We start from the raw sequence: 23,872 nt of genomic DNA, 5'->3' as shown, positions 1-23,872 counted from the left end.
GGACCCCGGGCGGTGGCGACGTGGGTGCCGGGTCCCGTGGCACGGGGCCCGGCGGGCGGCTCAGCGCGCGTACCGCATCAGCGCGCGCACCATGTGGCACGTCGTGTCCGACGGCGGGTGCACGCCGATCGTCTCCGCCGTGCTCCGGATCGTCTCGTTGCGCGCCTGGTTCGGCACGTAGACGCCGGAGTCGAGCAGGGCGATGGCGAGGCGCATGGCCTTCAGACGGCGGTTGTGGGTGACGTACCACTCGCGCGGACGGCCCGGCGGCAGCGGCCGCTTCTCCACGGGGGCGTACGGCTGGTCGAGCAGGACGGGACGCTTCGCGGTGGACTGGGTGGGCAGCGGCTTCGGCTTGAGTGCGGCAGCGGGCACAGGCATCCTCCTGTCGCGGTCAGGGCATCCACCGGGGACCTCGGCGACCCCGGTGCTGCCCTCGAACACTGCTTCCATTCTACTGTCCGGCACTGACAAAAGCCCCTGGCCACAAGGGTTTTCGGGGGTGCTGTGACGCAGGTGGGAGACGGGTTTCCGGGGCTCCGGGCGTACCGTGGGCGGCATGGAGATCTGGATCAACCCGGCCTGTTCCAAGTGCCGCAGCGCGCTGACCCTGCTGGACGCCGAGGGCGCCGACTACACCGTCCGCCGCTACCTGGAGGACGTGCCGAGCGCGGACGAGATCCGCGAGGTGCTGGAGCGCCTCGGCCTCGAACCGTGGGACATCACGCGCACCCAGGAGGCCGCCGCCAAGGAACTCGGCCTGAAGGAGTGGCCGCGTGACGAGGCGTCGCGCGAGCGCTGGATCACGGCGCTGGCCGAGCACCCGAAGCTGATCCAGCGGCCGATCATCACCGCGGACGACGGCACGGCGGTGGTGGCCCGCACCGACGAGGCGGTACGGGAGGCTCTGTCCCGTTAGCGGGGCTTGTCCGGCGGCGGGTGCCGGGGCGGTGCGCGGTGTTACCCTCCGCGGCCATGACCTTCGGCGATCAAGGAATGCCGCACGGGCCCTCCGGGCCGCCCAGCCCCCACACGCCGTCCTGGCCCCCCGGGCAGCCCGGTCCTTCCGGGCAGGCCGGGCCTCCCGGACCGCCCGCGTGGCACGGACCGCCCGCACCGCACGGGCCGTTCGCGCCCCACGGGCCCTTCGGACCCCCCGCCCCGGCGCGGACGGAGCCGCACGGCACACCCGGGCGGCGCCGGGCCCGGCGCGCGGGGGCCGTGGCGGCGGGCGGCGTGCTCGTCGTCGCCCTCGCCGCCGGCACCGCGCTGTACGCGGGCGCGGACGACGGCGCCGGCCCGGCCGCCGCCCCGCCCACCGGCGCCGGTCCGGGCGGCGCGGCCGTCCCCTCGGTCGAGGCCGCCCTCCCGTCCGGCGCGCCGAGCGCCCTGCCCTCGCTGCTCGCCCGCCCGGTCATCCGCCCGGAGCAGGCGTTCCCGGGGCAGCACGTGCGGCTGGAGGACGGCTCCCGGTACGCCCGCGTCGACCTGGCCACCACCCCCGACTGCGCCCGCGGCATGTCCCCGCAGCTCGCCGAGCTGATCGAGCAGAGCGACGCGTGCCTGCGCCTGACCGCGGCCCTGTTCACGGACGTGGACCGGCGCTCGCAGGTGACGGTCACCGTGCTGAGCTTCCGGCGCGTCGAGGACGCCTCCCGGGTGTTCGCCATGGCGTCCATGGACCCGGTGACGTACCAGGTCGTCTCCCTCGACCCGCCGCCGGAGGCGGGGCTGCCGACGGTGCCGCCGGGTTCGGCGGGCGTCTTCCGGCGGCTGATGACCGTGCGGTCCGTGGTCTTCGCCAACGGCCAGTGGGGCGACGGCGCCGAGACGCGGGAGGCGCAGCTCACCCGGCAGACGGAGGACCTGCTCCGGCACGTCTCCGACGGGGTGGCGGCGTACGAACAGGGCGAACCGCGGGCCTGAGCCCGGCCGGGAGGGACAACTCCCCTGTGACGCAGGTTACTTCGCCGATCCCGGCGACCGCTGAGTCAGCCCGTTCGGTATCTCGTACATAGCGGCGTACCCTCCCCCACCTCTTCAGGAGGCGCGCATGTCGCGTAGGAGAACCCTCAGTGTGCAGAAGAAGCTCGCCCTGCTGGTGAGCGCGGCGGCCGTGGCGGGAGGCGGTGCCTTCGTCATGGCGAGCACCTCCAACGCCGCGCCGACCCCCAAGGCGGCCGCCGAGTCGACCGTCTGCCAGGGGCTCGCCACCGCGCTCGGCAACAACCAGCGGTTCATCGAGGACCAGCGGGCCGCCCCGGACGCGCAGTCCCAGGCGCGGATCGCCAACCGCGAGGCGGTCATCGAGCAGATCAAGGTCCAGCAGAAGGCGTCCGGGTGCGTCGTCGGGGAGTCGGCTCAGGGCTCCCAGACCGCGCAGCCGGGGCAGGGCGGCCAGGGCCAGGGTGCCGGCCAGCAGGCCGGGAACGGCGGCGCGCAGCAGTCCGCGCAGCCCTCGCAGTCCGCCGCTCCGGGTGACGGCGGCGGTGCCGCGGCCTCCGGCCGGCAGGTCTGCAACGGCTCCACGGTCACCCTCTCCGGCGAGGGCGGCGCCCCGGCCGCCTCCAGCAACCAGTTCCCCGTGGGCACGAAGCTGAAGGTCACCAACCTGGACAACGGCAAGTCCACGACGGTGGAGATCACCTCCGTCTCGGGCAGTTGCGCCCTGCTCAACAACGCGGCCTTCGAGCAGGTCCGCGAGCCCGGCAAGTTCCTGATCCGCCGGGCGCTGATCGAGAAGGTGGGGTGACGCCCGGACCGCCGGGAGACCGCTGAGACGGCGGCCCGGCACGGCGCCCGTGTCCTGCTGCCCCCGCCCGGGGGCGGGGAGGCGGGAGCGCCGTGTCCGGGCCGCCGCGGCGCGCACGGGCACCCCCGGCCGGGCCGTCCGGCGCGCACCGGCCCTCACCAGGGGCGACGCGGCGAGGGCCGGGGCACGGGCGCCTCCTCCCGGCCCGCGCCCCCGTCCCCTCGCATACGACCCGCCGCACCGGTGCCTCCGCCCCCGCACGGGCACGCCTCCGGGCCGGCTTCCGTGCCGCGGCGCGCACCACCTGCGCCCTCACCGCGTGAGCCGCGCCACAGAACCACCAGGTAACACGGGGTTCACATACGGGCAATGGCCGGGAAATCGCCTGTTGACAGGCTGCCCGGCATCCACCGCGGCGCCCCAGTGCCGCAGCGCCGCAGCACCCGCAAGTGCGCCTAGACCCACCCCCGAAGGATGTGGCCCGTGACCTTCAAGGCTGAGTACATCTGGATCGACGGCACCGCGCCGACGGCCAAGCTGCGTTCGAAGACGAAGATCATCACGGGCGCCCCCGCCGGTCTGGACGCGCTGCCGATCTGGGGCTTCGACGGGTCCTCCACCAACCAGGCCGAGGGCCACGCCTCGGACTGCGTGCTCAAGCCGGTCTTCAGCTGTCCGGACCCGATCCGCGGCGGCGACGACGTGCTGGTGCTGTGCGAGGTCCTCAACACGGACATGACGCCGCACTCCACCAACACGCGTGCCGCGCTGGCCGAGGTCGCCGAGAAGTTCGCCGCGCAGGAGCCGATCTTCGGCATCGAGCAGGAGTACACGTTCTTCAAGGACGGCTACCCGCTCGGCTTCCCCAAGGGCGGCTTCCCGGCCCCGCAGGGCGGCTACTACTGCGGCGTCGGCTCCGACGAGATCTTCGGCCGTGACGTCGTCGAGGCCCACCTCGACAACTGCCTGAAGGCGGGCCTGGGCCTGTCCGGCATCAACGCCGAGGTCATGCCCGGGCAGTGGGAGTTCCAGGTCGGCCCGCTGGCCCCGCTGGAGGTCTCCGACCAGCTGTGGGTGGCCCGCTGGCTGCTCTACCGCACCGCCGAGGACTACGGCATCGCCGCCACCCTGGACCCCAAGCCGGTCAAGGGCGACTGGAACGGCGCCGGCGCGCACACCAACTTCTCCACCAAGGCGATGCGCGAGGGCTACGACGCGATCATCACCGCGTGCGAGGCGCTCGGCGAGGGCTCCAAGCCGCTCGACCACGTCAAGAACTACGGCGCCGGCATCGACGACCGCCTGACCGGTCTGCACGAGACCGCCCCGTGGGACAAGTTCTCCTACGGCGTCTCCGACCGCGGTGCCTCCGTGCGCATCCCGTGGCAGGTCGAGAAGGACGGCAAGGGCTACATCGAGGACCGCCGCCCGAACGCCAACGTCGACCCGTATGTCGTGACCCGCCTGCTCGTCGACACCTGCTGCGCGGCGCTGGAGAAGGCCGGCCAGGTCTGATCCGGCCCACGGCTCGCACCGAGGGGCGCCCACCGAGACGGTGGGCGCCCCTTCGCGTCGCCCGCACCACGCCGTCCGGACACCACCGGCCTGTCCAAGCAGTGAGAGAGGGCTCTCGCGGACGGCGGCCTTCTGCTTCAATGGGGTCATGGCCAGCTTCCAGAAGCACGCAGCGACGGGTCGCCATGACCTGGAGCCCTTCTGGCCTTCCCGTCAGCACCACGACTTCGACCGGGTGTGTTGCCGCGCGACGAACGCGCCGGCCCTCTAAAGCCGTCACCCCCGGTCTTCGGCCGGCGCGAACCGTGTACGTCTCCCGGCGCACCCGACCACGAACTCGGGTCGCCGTCCCTTCCGACGCACCTTCGCGCGAAAGAGCTGACCTCTCATGGCGACCACTCGTTCCCTCTCCTCCGCCACCCTGTCCGCCGCTCCGCTGAGCACCCCCGCCCCCGGCCCGCGGCACCGGCTGCGCGCCGTCGACCGGGACGAGGTGGTGACCGTCGCGGACCTGCTGCCGCCGGGTGCCACCTGGCTCCCCGCGCCGCAGCACACCCTGCCCGCGCTGCCCGGGCAGCCGCCGATGATCGGCTACCTGGTGCTGGTCCCGGCCGACCAGCAGCCGCCGTTCCCGGTGGCCGTGCCGGACCGCGCGGAGCCGGACCGCTCGGCGCCGGCCGGCGCCGAGCCGGCCGGGGACCCGCTGATCCGCATCGACCCCGTCCAGCGCACGGCGGAGGTGGCCGGACGCGCCCTGGACCTGACCTACCTGGAGTTCGAGCTGCTGGCCCACCTCGTCGCCCACCCGAGCCGGGTGCACACCCGCGACCAGCTCGTCGGCACGGTGTGGGGCTACGGCCACGTCGGCGACGGCCGCACGGTCGACGTCCACATCGCCCGGCTGCGCCGCAAGCTCGGCGCCGAGTACCGGGGGACGATCCAGACGGTGCGCCGGGTCGGCTACAAGTACGTGCCGCCGGCCGGCCGGTGACCGGACGCGTCTGCCGACGGCAGACTCCCGTTCCGTCCGCCGCCGCCCCGGGGCACAGTGCGGGGCATGAGGCTTCTGGTGCTGGGCGGTACGGAGTTCGTGGGGCGGGCCGTCGTGGAGGCGGCCCTCGGGCGCGGCTGGGAGGTGACCGTCTTCCACCGGGGACGGCACGAACCCCCGGCCGGGGCGCGGTCGTTGCGCGGTGACCGCACCGCGCCCGGCGGCCTGGCCGCACTCGCCGGTGACCCGGGCGCGTGGGACGTGGTCGTGGACACCTGGTCGGCGGCGCCCCGCGCGGTGCGGGACGCGGCGCGGCTGCTGCGGGACCGCGCACGGCGGTACGTCTACGTGTCGAGCTGCTCGGTGTACGCGTGGGCCCCGCCCGCCGGGTACACCGAGGACGCGCCGCTGGTGCAGGACGCCTCGGCCGACGCGGAGCAGACCGCGTACGCCCGCGACAAGCGCGGCGGCGAGCTGGCCGCGGTCGGGGCGTTCGGCGCGCGGCGCTCGCTGCTGGTCCGGGCCGGGCTGATCCTCGGCCCGTACGAGAACGTCGGGCGGCTGCCCTGGTGGCTGGCCCGGGCGGCCCGCGGCGGCCCGGTGCTCGCGCCGGGGCCGCGCGACCTGCCCGTGCAGTACGTCGACGTCCGGGACCTCGCCGCCTGGACGCTCGGCGCGGCGGAGCGGGAGCTGAGCGGGCCGTACAACCTGGTCGCGCCGCGCGGGCACGCCACGATGGGCGGGCTGCTGGAGGCGTGCGCGCGGGTCACCGGCGGCGCGGCCGAACTGCGGTGGACCGCGCCCGAGGTGGTCCTGGCGGCGGGGATCGAGCCGTGGGTCCAGCTGCCGGTGTGGGTGCCGCCGGGCAGCGACCTGCACGACGCCCTGCACGGCGCGGACGTCTCCCGGGCCGTCGCGGCGGGGCTGCGCTGCCGGCCCGTCGCCGAGACCGTGGCCGACACCTGGACCTGGCTGCGCGGCCTCGGCGGCACCGCGCCGCTGCGCCCGGACCGCCCGGCCCATGGCGTCGACCCGGAGACGGAGGCCCGGGTGCTGGCCACCGCCGGGGCGCACCCGGCACCATCCCCCGACCGGGTGTCCCGGCCCCGTGACCCCCCGCGCGCTGCTCGCCGACGGCGGCGGCGGGGCGGGCGGCCTGCCGAAGGGCCGGGTGTGCGACGCGGAGCGGTCCGCGGACGCCGTGCGGCGGGTCGCGGCGGGCGGCACGGCGACGGGCCCGCGGGCCGTCCGGCAGCCGCCGAGCCGGCGCGTGCCGGCGGTTCCCGCGCGTCCCGACCGCGGCCGGTGACACCGGACCCGCTCCCTCACCCGCCGTACGGGACCGGCAACTCCCGGTGCTCCAGGGGGCGTTGAGGACAGTGAGCGGGCACGGACTTCCCGGCGATTTCCGGGACGGCTGAACACCTCCGGGGCGGGCTCCGTATGGGAGGGAGCCGCTTCACTCCTGTCGGGCGCCTCGATGCCCCCGAAAAAGGAAGTCAGAGGAGTTCCATGGGACGCAACACAAGAAAACGCCGTACGCCGCTGGCCACCAAGGCCATAGCCGCATCGGCGGCCCTAGCGCTCGGTGGGGGCGGGCTGATCTGGGCGAACTTCTATGCCTCTGCGCACGAGGAGAACTCGTGGCAGCAGAACCGGACCAGGGCGGCGGGCGCGCGGATCGCGACGATCCAGTGCCCGGACGTCGGCCAGAAGCTGCGCAAGGTGCCGCGGAAGGCGCGCAAGGGCGTCGCGAGGGAACTGGCGCTGCTGGACAAGCAGATCACCGAGGCGTACGCCCGGCTGGCGTCCACGCGGCAGGCGCAGACCGGCGACCCCGCCTTCGTGCAGAACGCGATCCTCGGCCCGCTGAAGTCCAAGCGCACCGCAGCCCTGGACCGGATCGGGATCAACATCCGGCGCGTCGGAGGAACCGCGCCGGGTGACCTGGGCCGGTTCGCCGGGTGCAAGGGCATCCCCGTCGAGCAGCCGGAGACCAACGACGGCGGGGGCGGCGGCCAGAACGACGGGGACCAGAACGACGGCGGCCAGGACCAGAACAACGACGGCGGCCAGGACCAGGGCCAGGACGGCGGCCAGGAGCAGGGCAACGGCGGCCAGGGCGGCAACGGCCCGGTGGCCGCGGACTTCGTCGACATCAACGACGTCCAGCCCAACTCCCGCAACCTGCCGAACGGCCTGCCGGCGAACGGGGACTCCGGCTCGACGGGCAGCTTCACCACGGAGTGCGGCACCAACGGCAACGACAACCACAACACGGACAACGTGATCGTCGCGCCCGGTGTCACCAACGGCGCCCACCACCTGCACGACTACGTCGGCAACCAGAACAACGACGCCTTCGCCAGCGACCAGGACCTGGCGAACGCCGAGACCACCTGCCGGAACCAGGGCGACAGGTCGTCGTACTTCTGGCCGGTGCTGCGCCTGCAGGACGGGACGCAGGACTTCGACCAGAACAACGCCGGCGGCGGCACCGAGGGCAACGTCGGCAAGATCCTGGAGCCGGCCGAGGCCCAGCTGAAGTTCGTCGGCAACCGGACGGGCGACGTCGTCGCGATGCCGACGGCCCTGCGCATCATCACCGGTGACGCCAAGTCCTTCACCAACGGTCTCGCCAACGCCAACACCGCCTGGAGCTGCACCGGCTTCGAGGACCGGCAGGTGACCGACAAGTACCCGCTGTGCCCCGAGGGCAGCCAGGTCGTGCGCACGACCAACTTCCAGAGCTGCTGGGACGGCCAGAACATCGACAGCGCCAACCACCGCACGCACGTGGCGTTCGTGCAGCCGGACGGCAGCTGCCCGAACGGCTTCCAGGCCATCCCCCAGCTCCAGGTGCGCCTGGTCTACGACGTGCCCGCCCCGGTCGTCGAGAACGGGCAGGTGCGCAACCCGTACGCGGTGGACACCTTCCCGGAGCAGCTGCACAAGCCGATCACCGACCACAACGACTTCATCAACTTCTTCGACGAGGACCTGATGAACGAGATGGTCGAGTGCATCAACTCCGGCCAGGACTGCCAGTGACAGGACGACCGGCAACCGGTCACCCGTGAGCCGGCGGTGGGACCTCCCACCGCCGGCTCCGGCGTGCCGGGACGGTGCCGGGGCTCAGCCGTCGTGGTGGCCGGAGTGCGCGGCCCCGTCGCCCTCGCCGCCGCCCGCCGCGTGACCGGAGTGGTCGGTGCCGGTCTCCATGTCGCCGCCGAGGGTGCCGCGCAGCTCCTCGACCGTCCGCTCCTCGCCGACGGCGACCCACTTGCGACCGACCAGGTAGAAACCGCCGTAGTCCTTGGCCTGGTCGAGCCACTCGCGCTGGCCGCGGTCGGTGGAGAAGGTGGCGAGGATGTACTTCTCGTCGCCCTTCTCGCAGATGGCCTGGCGGATGGTGTCGGCGTCGGTCTGCAGGTCGGGCTCGCACTTCACCTCGGCGGCCAGGTGTTCGAGGCTGCCCGTCGCCGTCTCCGGCACGGCGGCCGCGCCGCTGCCGCCGGCTCCGCAGGCCGTCAGCGCCAGCGCCGCCACCGCGCCGGCCAGCGCGGCGCGCATCGGTCGGGTCCACGTCATCTGCTGTTCCTCCGGTCCTTCGGCGACATGCCGCACGGGGCCCCGGCGCGGGGCCCTCGTCCTCGATACGGCTGCGGGGCGGGGAACGCTCAAAAACCCGCACCGGTGCGGGCACGTCTGTGCGAGGGTGTCCGGGTGGACGACGACTGGGAGAAGCGCACGGCCGCCGCCTGGGCCGACTTCGAGGACCGTCCCGACCAGGACGGCGCGCGGTTCCGCGCGCGGATCGACGCGCTCGTCGCCGAACTGCCGGACGGCAGCCCGCTGGGCCCGTTCGAGCGGGCCTGCGCCTTCGACTCCACGGGCCACTCGGACCGGGCGGTCCCGCTGTACCGGGAGGCGCTGGCGCGCGGACTGGGCGGCTACCGGGCGCGGCGGGCGAGGATCCAGCTGGCCAGCTCGCTGCGGAACACCGGCCGGGCCGAGGAGGGGGTGGCCCTGCTGACACCCGAACTGGACGCGCCCTCCGACGAGCTGGACGACGCCGTGCGGGCGGTGCTGGCGCTGTGCCTGTCCAGCCTGGGCCGTGACCGGGAGGGTCTGTCGCTGGTGCTGGGCGCCCTCGCCGGCCACCTGCCGCGCTACCGGCGGTCGATGGCGGCCTACGCCCGTCGTCTGGCCGAGCCGGAGGCCTGACCCCGGGCGCGGTCAGGTGACCATCCCCCGATTCGCTCGTTCTGCTGAACGTGCAGTCACAGGATGTCGCCCAGCGCCCCGCACCCTCCTCCCCGGCCGGCCCGGCCGTCGACGTCGAACAGGCCGAGGCCGCACTCGTCGAGCACTATCCGCGGCTCGCGCGGATCGCCTACCTGGTGCTGCCGCCGGGCCTGGGCCGCAGCAGGCGCGTGATGACCGCGCACGCCCTCACCCAGCGCGCCCTGCCGCGGGGCCGCACGCCCGCTCCCGTGATCCCCGCCCAGTCCACCGGGCGGGACGGCGACCCGGGTTACGCCGTGGTCCGCCTCCAGGTGGTGCGGACGGCGCTGGAGGCCGGCCGCCCGCTCGGGCGCCGGGCGTGGCCCAAGCGGTCCCAGCTCCCGCCGCTGCTGCCGCAGGTGTGGGGGCTGCGCGTCTTCCCGCGGTCCGGCGGCGCCGACGAACTCGCCCTGGACCAGCGGCTGTCCGGGCTGTCCGGCCCGGCCCGCGCCGCGTACGTGCTGCGCGGGCTGGAGCGGCTGCCGGACGGCGACGTGCGCGCGGTGCTCGCGGCCGCGGGCGTGGCCGACCCGGCCGCCGCGCTGGACGAGGCCGACGAGGTGCCCGCCCGCTACCCGCTGCTCGACTCCCCCGAGTTCGACCCCTGTTCGCTCCAGGCCCGCCCCACCGACCTGATGCGCCGCCGCCGGCACGGCAAGGCCGCGCTGGCCGCCGGGGCGGCCCTGCTGGTGTGCGGCGCGCTGCTCGGCCTGCCCGGCGAGGGCTGGGGCCCCGACGGCGCCGCCGCGCCGCCGTACGCGGGCAACCCGGCCGCGCAGGCCGCCCTCGACCCGGGGAGGCTGACCCGCGTGCCGCCCGGCGCGTGGCGGACCTCGGCGCGCACCGACTTCTCGGTGTGGCCGGCCCGCGGCGCGCTCACCGGCGACACGGCGCTGCTGCGCCGCGCGCTGGCCGTCTGGGCCCGCCCCGGCGAGACCGTCCACGTCTCGGCGACCCCCGGCACCCCGTCCGGCGGCCCGTCCGGCCCGCCCCAGCTGCTCTACGCCGGGGTCGTCGACAACGCGCGCGTGGTGATCCTGTACGACGGCCTGCGCATCGCCCGGTACGCCGAGCCCAGGGACGGCACGCTCGGCGCCGCCCTGGACTTCGCCCGGGTCGACGGGGCCGGCCGGGCCGAGGCGGGCGCGGTGGTCCTCGGCCGGGCCGACGGCAACGTCCGCTACCTCACGGCCCCGTGGGTGCGCGCGGCCCACGAGCGGGACCTGCGCAGGCCGGGCTCCGGGGCCATGGACCTCACCCTGACCGACGGGGTGACCGCGCCGCTGGCCAGCCCGGCCCTGCGCGGCGGCGCCTGCACCTCGTGGAACGTGCTCCAGCTGGCCGACGGCACCGGCACGCGGCTGCTGACGGACCTCGGCGAGCTGGTCCCGGCCCGGCTGACCGCCGGGCGGCCCGGGTCGGCCGGCGACGCGTCGGGCGCCGCGGCGCTGCGCACCTGGGCGCCGTACGCCTGCTCGCTGAGCGCGGTGCGCGGGACGGGCGTGCGGAGCGTGAACGCCTGGCGGTTCGCCCGGCAGCCGCTGCCCGACGCGAGCGGGTCGGCGGCGTGGGTGTGCACGCGGGCGGAGACCTGGCGGGGCGAAGGGGCACGGGCGCTGGCGCAGTTCCACACGCCGGGCGGGACGTACGGGGCGGTGGCGGCGAAGGCCGCGGACGTGCCGGCGTGCGGGCCGCGCGATCCGCACGTGCTCGCCGGGGTGATGTGGAAGTCGGAGGCGGGCTCCTGGTACCTGCTGGCCGCCGGCAGCCGCGGCACCGTGTCGGTCGCCGCGAGCGGCGGGGTCAGCGGCTCCGCGCGGGGCCGCCTGCTGGCGGTGCGGGCCGCGCAGGGCGCGCGGGCCGAACTGAAGGGGACCCTGGAGGACGGACGGGCGATCAGCGGACTGCGCTAGCCGGCCCTGCCGTCGGCAGCTGTCGTCGAGGGGTTCCGGCCCGACTTACCCGTCAGTACGCTGACAACATGTCCAACAAGCGGACGTCCGCAGCCCTGTCCGGGGGCCGCCCCCTGCCGGTCCCGCCGCTGCGGGCCGTCGTCCTCGCCGCCGGTGCGGCGCTGCTCGTCCGGCGGGCGCTGCGCCGCCGGACCCCGGCCCCTCCGCCGCGCGGGCCGGCCGCGGCACCGGCCCGGTCCGGGCAGGCGCCCCCGCCCCTGCGGCTGCCGGTCGCCTCGCACGAGCGGATCGCCGACGGGGTGGTGCGCCTGCGCCTGGAGGGCCGCGACCTGCCCCGCTGGGAGCCCGGCGCCCACCTCGACCTGGTGCTGCCGTCGGGGCTCGTCCGGCCGTACTCGCTGTGCGGCGACCCGGAGGACACCTCGTCGTACACGGTCGCGGCGCGGCTCGTCGCGGACGGGCGGGGCGGCTCGCGCGAGGTGCACGAGCAGGTCCGGGAGGGCACGGAGCTGGAGGTGCGCGGCCCGCGCAACCGGTTCCCGCTCGTCGCGGCGCCCTCGTACGCCTTCGTGGCCGGGGGCATCGGCATCACCCCCCTGCTGCCGATGGTGCGGGCGCTGCCGGAGGGGACCGAGTGGCGGCTGATGTACGGCGGGCGGACGCGGGCCTCGATGCCGTTCCTGGAGGACGTCGGGAAGCTCGCGCGGCCCGGCTCCCGGGGGCGGGTGACCGTCGTCGCCGAGGACGAGGAGGGGCGGCCCGATCTCGACGCGTTCCTCGCGGACGTGCCGGAGGGGGCCGCCGTGTACTGCTGCGGTCCCGAGGGGCTGATGGCGGCCGTGCGGGAGCGCCGCCCCGAGGTGCGCCTGGAGCGGTTCGCACCCGGGTCGGCGGACGGCGACGGGTCCTTCGAGGTCGAACTGCGGCGCAGCGGGCGGACGGTGACGGTGCCGGCCGGCTCGACCGTGCTGGAGGCGGTGCGCGCCGAACTGCCGGACACCGCCTACTCCTGCGCCCAGGGCTTCTGCGGCACCTGCCAACAGCGGGTGCTGGAGGGCGAGGTGGACCACCGCGACGAGCTGCTGACGGACGCGGAGCGCGACGACTCGATGCTGATCTGCGTGTCCCGGGCGCGGGGCGGCCGTCTGGTGCTGGACATGTGACGGTCGCGGCCGGCCCCGGTCGATCCGGCCCGTCCACAGGCCGGATTCGATCGGTAAGGTGTTCGTATGACGACCGGGGTACGCCGCAGGATGGGAGTCGAGGAGCGCCGCCGGCAACTGATCGGCGTGGCTCTCGACCTGTTCAGCCGCCGCTCGCCCGACGAGGTCTCCATCGACGAGATAGCGTCGGCCGCGGGCATCTCCCGTCCGCTGGTCTACCACTACTTCCCCGGCAAACTCAGCCTGTACGAAGCCGCGTTGAAGCGCGCCTCGGACGATCTGGCGGCTCGGTTCGCGGAGCCCCGTGAGGGGCCGCTGGGGGCGCGGCTGCTGCGGGTGATGAGCCGGTTCTTCGACTTCGTGGACGAGCACGGCCCCGGTTTCTCGGCCCTCATGCGCGGCGGCCCGGCGGTCGGCTCGTCCACCACGAACGCGCTGATCGACTCCGTACGGCAGGCCGCGTATGTCCAGATCCTTTCGCACCTGGGCGTGACGGACCCGCCCGCGCGGCTGGAACTGGTCGTCCGTTCCTGGATCTCGCTCGCCGAGTCGACGGCGCTGATCTGGCTGGACGGCCGGCGCATCCCGCGCGCCGAGCTGGAGAGGCAGCTCGTGCACGACTTCGCGGCGCTGATCGCGATCAGCGCCTCCTACGACGAGGAGATGAACGCCCTGCTGCGCGGCATCCTCGAGGACGAGCCGGCCGACGGTCCCTTCACGGACCTGGTCGGCCGGCTGACGGCGCTGGCGTCCTAGACCGGCCGGGCTCTAGGCGTCGTACTTGCGGTAGGACGGGTCGAGGTCGCGCACCTCGGCGGAGGCGTGCAGGGCGAGGCCCTCGGCGGGCTTCACGTGCTGCCGCAGCAGCTCCAGTACGGCCTCGGTGAGCCGGGCCCTGGTCTCCTCGGTGCGTCCGGCGAGGAGACCGATGTGGACGTGCACGATCGCGTGGTCCTCGGTGTCCGGGCCGACCGTGGTGTCCTCGGTGCGGCGGAACTGCGTCTTGCAGGCCGGAGGCTTGGCCGCCGCGATCTCCACCACGGTGGCGTGCAGCGCCTTCGCGAACCCCGGCCGGTCGAAGTGCTCCGCGAGACGCTCGGAGTAGTCGACGGTGATCTGCGGCATGGGTGCTCCTGTTCTAGGGCGGACAGGAGCACCCTAACCGCAGCGTCCGTCAGCCGGCCCGGGTGAAGACCGCGACCGTGCGGGCCGGGACGGCGAAGGTGCCCGTCTCCCGCGCGTAGGCCGCCTTCTTCACGACCGCGTCCGAGCCCGCCGCCTGCACCGGGTGCAGCCGGTACCCGTCGCCGGCCAGCGAGGCGACCCGCTGCTCCTGGCGCTCCGGCGTCGCGTTGAAGACGACGACGAGGTCACCGAGCCGCATGGTGATCACGCCGGGCGTCTCGTCCCTGCCGGACAGCGGGAAGGAGAGGCGGGACTGCACCCGCTCGGCCGTGCCGAGGGAGAAGTCCTTCTCGGTCGCGCGAATGGTGAGCAGGTCCCAGTAGGCGGCCGAGGCGCCCTGGATCTGCGGGCAGCCGACCTGCACCGAGCCGAGCAGCGGCTTGGCGTACGGCCACTTGGACCGGTTGTCGGCCGCCATCGGCAGGCCGCGGCCGAAGCCGTTGCCGTCGGCGCAGTTCCAGTGGATGGCGTTGAACCAGTCGCCGCTGTCGTAGGAGTTGCGGTCCAGGGACTTGGAGCGCAGCAGGTCGGTGCCGGCCTGGGAGAGCGCCGGGCCCTGCGAGAGGGTGGCCGTCGCCATGGCCAGGACCTGCATCCGGGCCCGGTCGGAGGCGCTCACCGACGCGGGCAGCTTGAAGGCGAGCGCGTCGAACAGCGTCTCGTTGTCGTGCGCGTCGGCGTAGGCGAGGGCGTCGCCGGGGGCCTCGGCGTATCCGGCGGGGGCGCCGTTGTAGTCGACCTCGGAGCCCTTGACCTCCTTGCCGCTGGTGTCCGTGAAGGTGTACCGCGCGAGGTTGCCGCTCAGGCCCACCTTGATCAGGTCCTGGTAGTGCAGCAGGCGGGCCTTCTGCTCGGCCGGGGTGCCGTTGTCCTTCGAGGAGTTGGGCTCGGTGTACAGCCCGGAGGCGAAGCCCTGCACGCCCGGGTCCTCGTCGAAGGGACCGCCGCCGCGCACGGCGTCGCGGGCCCGGTCGGAGAAGGTCGCGACGCCGGTGCCGGCCATGTTCTTCTGGGTGGCCTGCTCGAAGCGGGCGTCGTCGGCGACCTCGCCGAAGTTCCAGCCCTCGCCGTACAGGATGATCTTCTTGCCGTCCACGCCGTCCTTCTCGACGGTCAGCGCGTCCAGCGCCTCGCGCACGGCGAGGATGTTGGCCTTCGGGTGGTGGCCCATGAGGTCGAAGCGGAAGCCGTCGACCTTGTACTCCTTGGCCCAGGTGACGATCGAGTCGACGACCAGCTTGCCCATCATGGCGTTCTCGGTGGCGGTGTTGGCGCAGCAGGTGCTGGTGGCCACCGAGCCGTCCGCGAGGAGCCGCTGGTAGTAGCCGGGCACGATCCGGTCCAGGACGGAGGTCGGCGCCTGCCCGCTCGCGGCGGTGTGGTTGTAGACGACGTCCATCACGACGCGCAGGCCGTCCTCGTTGAGCGCCTTGACCATCTCGCGGAACTCCACGGTGCGGGCCGTGCCGTCCGGGTCGGTGGCGTAGGAGCCCTCGGGGACCGTGTAGTGGTACGGGTCGTAGCCCCAGTTGTAGGCGTCCTTGGCCGCGGCCTTCGCCACGCACTCCTGCTGCTTGTCGGAGTCGGCCGGGTAGGAGGCCAGGTCGCAGTCGACGGTGGCCTGGTCGGCCTTCCGCTCGGGGATGGTGGCGATGTCGAAGGCGGGCAGGAGGTGGACGTAGGAGGTGCCCGCGTCGGCGAGCTTCTTCAGGTGCCTGCTGCCGTCGCTGTCCTTGTCGGCGAAGGCCAGGTAGGTGCCCCGGTTCTTCGCCGTCCTGTCCTCGACGGAGAAGTCCCGGATGTGCAGCTCCTGGATCTGGGCGTCCTTGAGCGGCACGGCCTTCGGCTTGGCGTACGTCGACCAGCCGGCGGGCCGCAGCGCCCGGTCGCGCAGGTCGACGGCGAGGCTGCGCTCGGAGTCGGCGGTCAGGGCGACCGAGTACGGGTCGGTGACCTTGTTGACGACGACCTCGCGGGCGGCGGGCGCCCAGACCTTCACGACGTACCGGTAGGGCTGGTTCTTCCAGGACTTCGGGCCGGTGACGGACCAGACGCCGGTGGTGTCGTCGCGCTTCATCCGCACCACGGAGTCGCCGATCTCCAGCGACACCTGCTGCGCGGTCGGCGCCCACACGGCCAGCGTCGGGCGGCCGTCGCGGAAGACCGGGCCGAGGTCCGCCTCGGTCGCGCCGGCGTACAGGTCGTCGAGGACGCCGGCGATCTGCACGCCCGTGGCCGCGAGGACCGCTCCGTTCGCGGCCCGCTGGGAGGCGACGACCTGGCCGCGCAGGGCCTCGCGGACCCGGTCGCGGTCGCGCGGGTCGACGGACCAGGCGGTGTGGTCCTTCAGGTGCGGGAACGCCGCCTTCTGGGCGTCGGTGAGGCTGCTCTTCGTCAGCCGCAGCCAGCGCTCGTCGGTGCTGGTCAGGACGCCGCCAGCGGCCTTGATCGAGCCGGTGCGGGAGGACAGCAGCTGGGTGGAGGCGGCCGCGTCGGAGCCGTTCCAGGCCAAGGTGTCCCGGTCGATCCAGACCGCCTCGGCGGTGGTCAGGTCGACGGCGGCCGCGGAGCCCGCGGGCTGCGGGAGCAGGTGCTTCTCCTGGCCGCTCAAGAGCCACACCTCGTGGCCGGCGGCCTTGAGGTCCAGCGCCTGGTCGGTGGGCAGGTCCTTCTCGTCGCCCTTGTGGATGATGTAGCTGAGACTGGTGGCACCCTCGGTGAGCGGCACCTCGAAGACCGCGCCATAGGCATCAGTCTTCACCGGCTCCAGGGGGTTCGACCACTCGGTGGGGTGCGCCGCGCCGGACCAGACGTGCAGTCCCCAGCCGTCGTAGTCGCCGTCGGCGCGGTGGTAGTGCAGGACGGCCTTGCTCTTGTCCTGCTCCGGGTACTCGGCCGTGGGCCGCTCGGTGCGGACGGTCTCCTCGCCCTGCTCGATCCAGACCTCACCGGTCCTGGTGACGTCGATGGAGCGGTCGGCGGAGACGTCCTTGTTCCCGTTCTCGTCGATGACCAGGAAGCCGACGTTCGAGGCGCCCGGCTTCAGCTTGACCCAGGCGAAGGCGCCGTAGGCGTCGCGGCCGGTGAAGGGGTGGCTCTTCGGCCACTCGGTGGCCTCGCCCTCGGCGAGGTCGCCCCAGGCGTACAGGCCCCAGTCGGCGTAGTTCCCGTCCTCGCGCTTGTAGTGGACGATCGCGTAGTCGCGGGAGGAGGCGGTGGGGACCTCCTCGGCGGGCGGGGTGCCGGTGGTGGAGGCGGCGGTGGCGCTCGCCGTGCGGCCCCGGGAGTCGATCACGACGGCCTTGTAGCGCAGGGCGGTGCCGGCCGGCACGTCCTCGCCGACGGTGTGGGTGACCTTGTACGGGGCGTGGTCGGCGGAGCCGAGGGTCTTCCACCGGCCGTTGCCGGTCTGGGCGGCGAAGACGACCCGGCTGAGCTGCCCGCCTCCCCCGATGTCGGCCGTGACCTCGACGGTGCCGGTGGCGCCGGCGGCCGGGGCCTTCAGGGTGACGGTGGGCTCGGCGGCGGGGGCGGGGAGCCGGCCGGCGGCCTTCAGGACGACGGAGGAGCCGGCCGGGACGGTGACGGTCACCTCGCGGTCGGCGCCGGACGTCACGGTGGCGTCCGTGCCGTAGAGGCCGCGGAACGTCATGTCCGGGGAGCCGGTCGGGAAGGTGGCCGTCTTCGCCTCGTCGGCGTTGTTGAAGGCGACGAGGTACTCGGTGCCGGTCCTCGCGTCGGTGCGGGAGACGGCGTAGACGCCGGGGCCGTCGGCGGCGTGGCGCTCGGTCTGGACGCCGTCCGCGAGGGCCGGGTGGGCCTTGCGGAGCTCGGCGAGGGCGCTGATCTGCCGGTAGAGCGGCGCGCTCGTGTCGTAGGCGTCCTCGGCGTGGGTGCGGTCGGTGCCGAGCCGGTCGTCGTCGAGGTAGTCGGCGACCCGCGAGGCGAACATGGTCTGGCGGGCGTCCTTGTCGCCGCCGGCGCCGGTGAAGCCCTGCTCGTCGCCGTAGTAGACCACCGGGTTGCCGCGGTTGAGGAACATCAGCTCGTTGGCGAGCTTCGCCTTCTTCACGAGCTCCGCGTCTGAGGCGCCGGTGTCGTCCTGCTTCAGGAAGGTGCCGAAGCGGCCCATGTCGTGGTTGCCGAGGAAGGTGACCTGCTCGTAGGCGTTGGCCTTGTCGGTCGTGTACTTGTAGTCGTCGCCGAAGACCGACGCCAGCTTCTTCGCGCTGCCGCCCTGGGAGGCGTAGGCGCGGACCGCGTCCTGGAAGGGGAAGTCGAGGGTGGAGTCGAGGCGGCCCTCGGTGACGTACGGGGCGGTGACGTTCGTGTCGGCGGAGTAGACCTCGCCGAACATGAAGAAGTCGTCGCGGCCCCGCTTCGCCGCGTAGGCGTCCAGGGCGGTCGCCCACTGGGTCCAGAACTCCATGTTGACGTGCTTCACGGTGTCGATCCGGAAGCCGTCGATGTCGAAGTCCCGCACCCAGCGCCGGTAGATCCGCTCCATGCCCTCGACGACCTCGGGACGCTCGGTCCACAGGTCGTCCAGGCCCACGAAGTCGCCGTAGGTGGCGGACTCGCCGGCCCAGGTGGAGTCGCCGCGGTTGTGGTACATCGCCGGGTCGTTGAGCCAGGACGGGACCTTGGCGTTCTTCCGCGCGGCGGGGACGACCGGCGTGCGCGGGAAGGAGTCGCGGCCGACGGCCGGGAAGTCCTTCCCGCCGTCGGCGTAGTCGGCGTCGTCGAAGGGCTCGCCGTTCTTCGTCAGGTACGGGAAGGCGCCCTTGGAGAGGTAGTCGTAGGACTTCTCCTCGTAGTCGACGACGTCGGCGGTGTGGTTGGTGATGACGTCGAAGAAGACCTTCATGCCCTTGGCGTGGGCCTTGTCGATGAGGGTCTCGAGGTCCTCGTTGGTGCCGAAGTGCGGGTCGACCTGGGTGAAGTCGGTGATCCAGTAACCGTGGTAGCCGGCGGAGGCGTCGGCGCCCTCGCCCTGCACGGGCTGGTTCTTGAAGATGGGGGCCATCCAGATGGCGGTGGTGCCCAGGCCCTTGATGTAGTCGAGCTTCTTCGTCAGGCCCTTGAGGTCGCCGCCCTGGTAGAAGCCCTTGTCGGTGGGGTCGTAGCCGGTGGTGAGGCGGGAACCGGTCAGGCCGCCGCGGTCGTTGGCCTTGCTGCCGTTGGCGAAACGATCCGGCAGGACGAAGTAGAACTGCTCCCGGGTGAGGTCGTGGCGCGCGGCCGACCTGGCCAGCGCGGCGTCCGACGGGGGCGCGGGCGGGGTGTCCGCCCGCGCGGCGAAGGGCTGGACGAGGGCGGCGGCGAGGGCGGCGCCGGTGACGACGGCGACCCCTCTCGCTCGCCCGGTACGGCGCCGCGCGGGCACCGGCCATCTGGGTATCACAGGCGTGAACTCCTTGCGACTGCGGCTCATTCGGGTCCGACCCCTACGCCACGGCACGGCCTTCTCGGCCGTGTCGCCGGGCGCCCGCGCGACGGTATCGCCGACGAAAGCCTTACAGCAAGAGGCGTGAAACCGTTGGCAAGGGATTGCACATCGGATCGTGATCCGGGGGCGGGGAGGGGCTCGGGGGCGGTGCGGCACCGGGGGACCCGGCGGGCCCGGCGGGGGTGCGTGCCGGGCCCGGCCGGGTCCGCGGTCAGCAGGTGGTCTTGCCCGCGTAGACCGCGAGGGCCGTGTGCGCGCCCAGGGTCGCGGTGAGCTGGCCCGAGCCGTTCACCGTCACCGTCGTGTTGTTCTGGACGTTGCAGTAGGTCCCGGCCGGCAGGGACGTCTGGTAGGTGCGGGTCAGGGAGCCCGACTCGTGGTTGACGGCCACGAAGCCCTTGCTGCCCCGGCCGAAGGCGATGGCGTCGGCCCCGTTGTCCCACCAGTTGGTGACGGCCTGGCCCCGCGTGGCGTTGCGGAAGGCGACCATCGACTTGATCTCCGGCCAGGCGTGCTGGCACTTCCAGCCGCTCTGCCAGCAGGCGTCCACCCGGCCCCCGTTCGGCGGCCCGGCGTCGTGGTCGGTGAACTCGTAGCCGGAGTTGATGTCCGGGGCGCCGTAGGGCCAGGCCAGCATGAAGACGTTGGCCAGGGTGTAGGTGGCGTTGTCCTTGTAGCTGAGGGTGGAGCCGTTGCGCTCGGTGTCGTGGTTGTCGACGAAGACGCCGGAGACGGAGCTGTTCATGTAGCCCCAGCCCTCGCCGTAGTTCTTCAGGTAGGCGAGGTTCTCGTTGGTGAAGACCCGCTTGAGGTCGTAGGCGTAGCGGAACTCCTGGACGTCGCCGTTGCCGGTGTACTCGGTCGGCTGGACCGCCTCGCCCGCGCCGTGGATGACCTCCTGCTTCCAGTACGCGGAGGGGTTGGTCAGGCGGGACTTGATGTTGGCCAGGTCGGCGGCCGGCATGTGCTTGGCCGCGTCGATGCGGAAGCCGTCCACGCCGAGGGAGAGCAGGTCGTTCATGTACCGGGCGATGGCCCCGCGGACGTAGTCCTCGCCGGTGTCGAGGTCGGCGAGACCGACCAGCTCGCAGTTCTGGACGTTGCCGCGGTCCTGGTAGTTGGTGATCTGCGCGGTGCAGTTGTCGAAGTCGTACGAGGAGTACAGGCCGGGGTAGTTGTACTTCGTGTACGACGAGCCGCCGGTGCCGGTGCCGCTGCCCGCCGACATGTGGTTGATCACCGTGTCGACGACGACCTTCACACCGGCCGCGTGACAGGTGTTCACCATGTTCTGGAAGGCCGCGCGGTCGCCGAGCCGGCCCGCGATCTTGTAGCTCACCGGCTGGTACGACGTCCACCACTGCGCGCCCTGTATGTGCTCGGCGGGCGGGGAGACCTGCACGTAGCCGTAGCCGGCGGGGCCGAGGGTGGTGGTGCACTCGCGGGCGACCGAGGCGAAGTTCCACTCGAAGAGCACCGCGGTGACGTCCTTGGTGCCGGGCGGGGAGGCCTGCGCGGTAGCCGGGGTCATGACAAGGGCGGCCGCCGCCAGGGCGAGGGCCCCCGAAAGGGTTCTGCGTGCCATGTGGGGTTCCTTCTTCATCGAAGGCAGGGGGAGGCAAGGCGGTTGAAGGTCCTTGCTGAAACCTTCGGAAACCTTGCGGTGACGCAGATGTTAAAGGCCCGCCGCCCCAAAGGGCAGCGGGCCGTGTGGAATTCACTGAAAAATCTTGCGGAGAGCCGGCCCGCGCGGCCCTGGACGGGACCGCGCGGACCGGCTCCGCGGGGCCCGCGGGGCCCCGCTCACCGCCGGGCGCGCGTCAGGCGGTCGTCCACCACACCGTGGTGTCGGCCGGCACCTTCGCCTCGCCGTCCGCCTCGGCCACCTCGTCGCTGGCCAGCAGCACGCGCCCGTACGCCGGGATGCGCACCGACTCGCCGGTGGTGTTGGCGACGCACACGAACTCCCCGCGGCGGAAGGCGAGCACGCCCTCCGGCGCCCGCAGCCACTCCACCGAGTCGCCCGCGCCCAGGTCGGCCTGCTCGCGGCGCGCGGCCAGCGCGGCCCGGTACAGCTCCAGGGTCGAGCCCGGCACCCCGGTCTGCGCCTCGACGCTCAGCCCGCCCCAGCCCTCCGGCTGCGGCAGCCAGCTGCCGCCGTCGCCGAAGCCGTACGAGGAGCCCTCGCGGGTCCACGGGATCGGCACCCGGCAGCCGTCGCGGAAGCCGTCCTGGCCGGCGCCCCGGAAGTACGCCGGGTCCTGGCGCACCTCGTCCGGCAGGTCGACGACGTCCGGCAGGCCGAGCTCCTCGCCCTGGTAGATGTACGCCGAGCCGGGCAGCGCCAGCATGAGCAGGGTCGCGGCCCGCGCCCGGCGCAGGCCCAGCTCGCGGTCGCCGGCCAGGCGGATCTGGGTGCCCAGGCCCGCCGGGTTGGCGAAGCGGGTGGCGTGCCGGGTGACGTCGTGGTTGGACAGCACCCAGGTGGAGGGGGCGCCGACCGGGCGCATGGCGTCCAGCGTCCGGTCGATGACCGTGCGCAGCTCCTCGGCGTCCCAGTGGGTGCTCAGGTACTGGAAGTTGAAGGCCTGGTGCAGCTCGTCGGGGCGCACGTAGTGCGCGGTGCGCTCGACGGTCGGGGTCCAGGCCTCGGCGACGAAGATGCGCTCGCCCGCGTACTCGTCGAGGATCAGCCGCCACTGGCGGTAGATCTCGTGGACGCCGTCCTGGTCGAAGAACGGCATGACATCGTTGCCCAGCAGCTTCACCTGGTCGTGGGATCCCAGGTCCGGCAGGCCGTCGGCCTTCACCAGGCCGTGCGCGACGTCGATGCGGAAGCCGTCGACGCCCATGTCCAGCCAGAAGCGCAGGATGGAGCGGAACTCGTCGCCGACCGCCGGGTGGTTCCAGTTGAAGTCGGGCTGCTCGGGCGCGAAGAGGTGCAGGTACCACTCGCCGGGCGTGCCGTCGGGCTCGGTGACCCGGGTCCAGGCCGGGCCGCCGAAGATGGACTCCCAGTCGTTGGGCGGGAGTTCGCCGTTCGCGCCCTTGCCGGGACGGAAGTGGTAGCGCTCCCGCAGGGGCGAGCCGGGGCCGTCGGCGAGCGCGCGCTTGAACCACTCGTGCTGGTCGGAGGAGTGGTTGGGCACGAGGTCGACGATGATCCGCAGGCCGAGCCGGTGGGCGTCGCGGATCAGGGCGTCGGCGTCCAGCAGGTTGCCGAACATCGGGTCGACGGCCCGGTAGTCGGCGACGTCGTAGCCGGCGTCGGCCTGCGGGGAGGCGTAGAAGGGGCTGAGCCACACGGCGTCCACACCGAGGTCGCGCAGGTACGGCAGCCGGGAGCGGACGCCTTCCAGGTCGCCCATGCCGTCGCCGTTGCTGTCGGCGAAGCTGCGGGGGTAGACCTGGTAGATCACCGCGTCGCGCCACCAGTCGCGGCGCTTGGTGACGGTGGCGACGGCCGATTCGGTGGGGGTCGTGGGGGCCGGGGCGGCGGAGTGCTGCTGACTCATGTCGTCCTTGATGCGATGAGGGTCCCCCGCCCGCCGAGCCGGGGGCGGGGGAGCGATCGGGTCGTGGAAGCGTGGGTGCGGCGGCTGAGGGACGAGGCGGCCGCGGTGACAGCGGGGTCGGATGGGCACCGCGGCCGCCACCCGCGCGGCGGACCGCGCGGGAGCCTCGGGCGAAGGGGGTCAGCCCTTCGTGCCACCCGCGGTGAGGCCGGTCACCAGGTTCTTCTGCACGAGGTAGAAGAACGCGGAGACGGGTATCGCGATCAGGACCGCGGTGGCGGCCATCAGGTTGCGCTGGGCGTCGTGCTCGCTGACGAAGCTCTGCAGGCCGACGGCGAAGGTGTACTTCTCGTCGTCCAGCATGAACACGGTGGCGAAGGCGACCTCACCGAAGGCGGTGATGAAGCTGTAGAACGCGGCCACCGCCAGGCCCGGCCGGGCGAGCGGCAGGATCAGCCGGAAGAACGTGCCGAAGGGCGACAGCCCGTCGACGCGCCCGGCCTCGTCGATCTCGAACGGGATGGTGTCGAAGTAGCCCTTCAGCAGCCAGGCGCAGTAGGGCACCGCGGTCGAGCAGTAGACCAGGATCAGACCCAGGTAGGTGTCGACGAGCTGAAGGTCCGACAGGATCTGGTACATCGGCACGATCAGGACGGCGATCGGGAACATCTGCGTGCACAGGAGCACCCACATGAACTTCTTGTAGCCCGGGAAGCGCATCCGGGACACCGCGTACCCGGTCGTGGCGGCGATGACCACTCCGATGACCGTGGTGCCCAGCGACACGATCAGCGTGCTCTGGAGCCAGTGGAAGAAGTTGGTCTCCTGGAGCACGAAGGTGTAGTTGTCCAGGGTCATCTTCGACCAGATGCGCCCGGGGTGCAGGTAGTCGTCCTTGTCCGGGCCGAGGGACAGGAAGACCAGCCAGGCGATCGGGAAGAGCGCGATCAGGCTCGCGAAGGTCAGCAGGCCGTGGGAGAGGAGGCTCCCGGCCACGCTGCGGTCGCCGCGCCGGCGCGCGGTGGCGGGCCCGGGGGCGACGGCGGGGGCCGGGGCCTCGCCGGCGGACTGCTGGACGGTCGTGGTGCTCATGGGAACTCCT

Annotated in this window: 17 protein-coding genes and 1 pseudogene; 11 read left to right on the top strand and 7 right to left on the bottom strand. The window is 73.3% G+C overall.

Translation table 11 applies throughout. The features are described 5' to 3' along the window. Positions 1-60: 60 nt before the first annotated feature. Positions 61-375: a hypothetical protein gene (locus tag ACIF8T_RS03380; protein ID WP_400030621.1), complete on the bottom strand. Its 315-nt coding sequence runs from the start codon at positions 373-375 to the stop codon at positions 61-63. A 184-nt stretch (positions 376-559) separates the two neighbouring features. Here ACIF8T_RS03380 and ACIF8T_RS03375 point away from each other — a divergent pair, with 184 nt between their 5' ends. From ACIF8T_RS03375 to ACIF8T_RS03345, 7 genes and pseudogenes are all read left to right on the top strand, one after another. Next, positions 560-919 carry an arsenate reductase family protein gene (locus ACIF8T_RS03375; protein ID WP_400030619.1) on the top strand — a complete coding sequence of 120 codons (360 nt, stop codon included), beginning with the start codon at positions 560-562 and terminating at the stop codon, positions 917-919. Positions 920-1,236: 317 nt separating this feature from the next. After that, on the top strand, positions 1,237-1,926 hold the full coding sequence (locus ACIF8T_RS03370) for a hypothetical protein (RefSeq protein ID WP_400030618.1): 690 nt from the start codon (positions 1,237-1,239) through the stop codon (positions 1,924-1,926). Between the two features lie 127 nt (positions 1,927-2,053). Then, positions 2,054-2,752, top strand: a complete 699-nt coding sequence (locus tag ACIF8T_RS03365; protein ID WP_400030616.1) for a hypothetical protein — start codon at positions 2,054-2,056, stop codon at positions 2,750-2,752. Positions 2,753-3,235: 483 nt separating this feature from the next. Beyond that, positions 3,236-4,267 (top strand): glutamine synthetase, encoded by a 1,032-nt coding sequence (glnII, locus tag ACIF8T_RS03360; RefSeq protein WP_400030614.1) that lies wholly within the window; start codon positions 3,236-3,238, stop codon positions 4,265-4,267. Positions 4,268-4,655: 388 nt separating this feature from the next. Next, entirely contained in the window at positions 4,656-5,258 is a 603-nt protein-coding gene (locus ACIF8T_RS03355) for a winged helix-turn-helix domain-containing protein (RefSeq protein WP_400030612.1), read from the top strand. 66 nt (positions 5,259-5,324) lie between these two features. Beyond that, positions 5,325-6,326, top strand: a pseudogene (locus ACIF8T_RS03350) (NAD-dependent epimerase/dehydratase family protein); the annotation flags it as partial. A 444-nt stretch (positions 6,327-6,770) separates the two neighbouring features. Then, the gene (locus tag ACIF8T_RS03345) at positions 6,771-8,309 is read left to right on the top strand and encodes a DUF1996 domain-containing protein (RefSeq protein WP_400030610.1); all 1,539 of its coding nucleotides are present in this window, start codon (positions 6,771-6,773) and stop codon (positions 8,307-8,309) included. An 84-nt stretch (positions 8,310-8,393) separates the two neighbouring features. Here the strand turns inward: ACIF8T_RS03345 and ACIF8T_RS03340 are convergent, their stop codons facing one another. Further along, entirely contained in the window at positions 8,394-8,849 is a 456-nt protein-coding gene (locus ACIF8T_RS03340) for a hypothetical protein (RefSeq protein WP_400030608.1), read from the bottom strand. Positions 8,850-8,984: 135 nt separating this feature from the next. Between ACIF8T_RS03340 and ACIF8T_RS03335 the strand changes: the two genes are divergently transcribed. The 4 genes from ACIF8T_RS03335 (at position 8,985) to ACIF8T_RS03320 (ending at position 13,377) form a co-directional block, all read left to right on the top strand. Continuing rightward, positions 8,985-9,485, top strand: a complete 501-nt coding sequence (locus tag ACIF8T_RS03335; protein WP_400030606.1) for a tetratricopeptide repeat protein — start codon at positions 8,985-8,987, stop codon at positions 9,483-9,485. Positions 9,486-9,535: 50 nt separating this feature from the next. Then, positions 9,536-11,458: a hypothetical protein gene (locus ACIF8T_RS03330; RefSeq protein WP_400030604.1), complete on the top strand. Its 1,923-nt coding sequence runs from the start codon at positions 9,536-9,538 to the stop codon at positions 11,456-11,458. A gap of 68 nt (positions 11,459-11,526) precedes the next feature. Further along, positions 11,527-12,621 (top strand): PDR/VanB family oxidoreductase, encoded by a 1,095-nt coding sequence (locus ACIF8T_RS03325; protein WP_400030602.1) that lies wholly within the window; start codon positions 11,527-11,529, stop codon positions 12,619-12,621. Positions 12,622-12,687: 66 nt separating this feature from the next. Then, entirely contained in the window at positions 12,688-13,377 is a 690-nt protein-coding gene (locus ACIF8T_RS03320) for a TetR/AcrR family transcriptional regulator (RefSeq protein WP_400030600.1), read from the top strand. A 12-nt stretch (positions 13,378-13,389) separates the two neighbouring features. Here ACIF8T_RS03320 and ACIF8T_RS03315 read toward each other — a convergent pair whose 3' ends face one another. The 5 genes from ACIF8T_RS03315 to ACIF8T_RS03295 all read right to left on the bottom strand — a co-directional run bounded on the left by ACIF8T_RS03315 (position 13,390) and on the right by ACIF8T_RS03295 (position 23,862). Beyond that, a complete protein-coding gene (locus tag ACIF8T_RS03315; protein WP_400030598.1) occupies positions 13,390-13,746 on the bottom strand; it encodes a 5-carboxymethyl-2-hydroxymuconate Delta-isomerase in 357 nt (118 codons plus the stop codon). Between the two features lie 49 nt (positions 13,747-13,795). Continuing rightward, positions 13,796-19,210 carry a pullulanase-type alpha-1,6-glucosidase gene (gene pulA / locus ACIF8T_RS03310; protein ID WP_400030596.1) on the bottom strand — a complete coding sequence of 1,805 codons (5,415 nt, stop codon included), beginning with the start codon at positions 19,208-19,210 and terminating at the stop codon, positions 13,796-13,798. A gap of 256 nt (positions 19,211-19,466) precedes the next feature. Then, positions 19,467-20,840 carry an alpha-amylase family protein gene (locus tag ACIF8T_RS03305; protein ID WP_400030594.1) on the bottom strand — a complete coding sequence of 458 codons (1,374 nt, stop codon included), beginning with the start codon at positions 20,838-20,840 and terminating at the stop codon, positions 19,467-19,469. Positions 20,841-21,075: 235 nt separating this feature from the next. After that, a complete protein-coding gene (locus ACIF8T_RS03300) occupies positions 21,076-22,770 on the bottom strand; it encodes a glycoside hydrolase family 13 protein (protein WP_400030592.1) in 1,695 nt (564 codons plus the stop codon). Positions 22,771-22,950: 180 nt separating this feature from the next. Further along, positions 22,951-23,862 carry a sugar ABC transporter permease gene (locus ACIF8T_RS03295; protein WP_400030590.1) on the bottom strand — a complete coding sequence of 304 codons (912 nt, stop codon included), beginning with the start codon at positions 23,860-23,862 and terminating at the stop codon, positions 22,951-22,953. Positions 23,863-23,872 lie beyond the last annotated feature (10 nt).

It is taken from the genome of Streptomyces sp. NPDC085946, from assembly GCF_044540485.1.
Lineage (GTDB): Bacteria > Actinomycetota > Actinomycetes > Streptomycetales > Streptomycetaceae > Streptomyces.
The sequence above is the reverse complement of the archived record's forward strand: the minus strand, read 5'-3'. Positions and strand labels throughout refer to the sequence as shown.

What these genes read in the sequence shown, in the direction of transcription:
- ACIF8T_RS03320 (WP_400030600.1), top strand. Translation starts at nt 12,688, where the DNA reads ATGACGACCGGGGTACGCCGCAGGATGGGAGTCGAGGAGCGCCGCCGG.
- ACIF8T_RS03295 (WP_400030590.1), bottom strand. Translation starts at nt 23,862, where the DNA reads ATGAGCACCACGACCGTCCAGCAGTCCGCCGGCGAGGCCCCGGCCCCC.
- ACIF8T_RS03365 (WP_400030616.1), top strand. Translation starts at nt 2,054, where the DNA reads ATGTCGCGTAGGAGAACCCTCAGTGTGCAGAAGAAGCTCGCCCTGCTG.
- ACIF8T_RS03305 (WP_400030594.1), bottom strand. Translation starts at nt 20,840, where the DNA reads ATGGCACGCAGAACCCTTTCGGGGGCCCTCGCCCTGGCGGCGGCCGCC.
- ACIF8T_RS03375 (WP_400030619.1), top strand. Translation starts at nt 560, where the DNA reads ATGGAGATCTGGATCAACCCGGCCTGTTCCAAGTGCCGCAGCGCGCTG.
- ACIF8T_RS03340 (WP_400030608.1), bottom strand. Translation starts at nt 8,849, where the DNA reads ATGACGTGGACCCGACCGATGCGCGCCGCGCTGGCCGGCGCGGTGGCG.
- ACIF8T_RS03315 (WP_400030598.1), bottom strand. Translation starts at nt 13,746, where the DNA reads ATGCCGCAGATCACCGTCGACTACTCCGAGCGTCTCGCGGAGCACTTC.
- ACIF8T_RS03345 (WP_400030610.1), top strand. Translation starts at nt 6,771, where the DNA reads ATGGGACGCAACACAAGAAAACGCCGTACGCCGCTGGCCACCAAGGCC.
- ACIF8T_RS03300 (WP_400030592.1), bottom strand. Translation starts at nt 22,770, where the DNA reads ATGAGTCAGCAGCACTCCGCCGCCCCGGCCCCCACGACCCCCACCGAA.
- ACIF8T_RS03325 (WP_400030602.1), top strand. Translation starts at nt 11,527, where the DNA reads ATGTCCAACAAGCGGACGTCCGCAGCCCTGTCCGGGGGCCGCCCCCTG.
- ACIF8T_RS03355 (WP_400030612.1), top strand. Translation starts at nt 4,656, where the DNA reads ATGGCGACCACTCGTTCCCTCTCCTCCGCCACCCTGTCCGCCGCTCCG.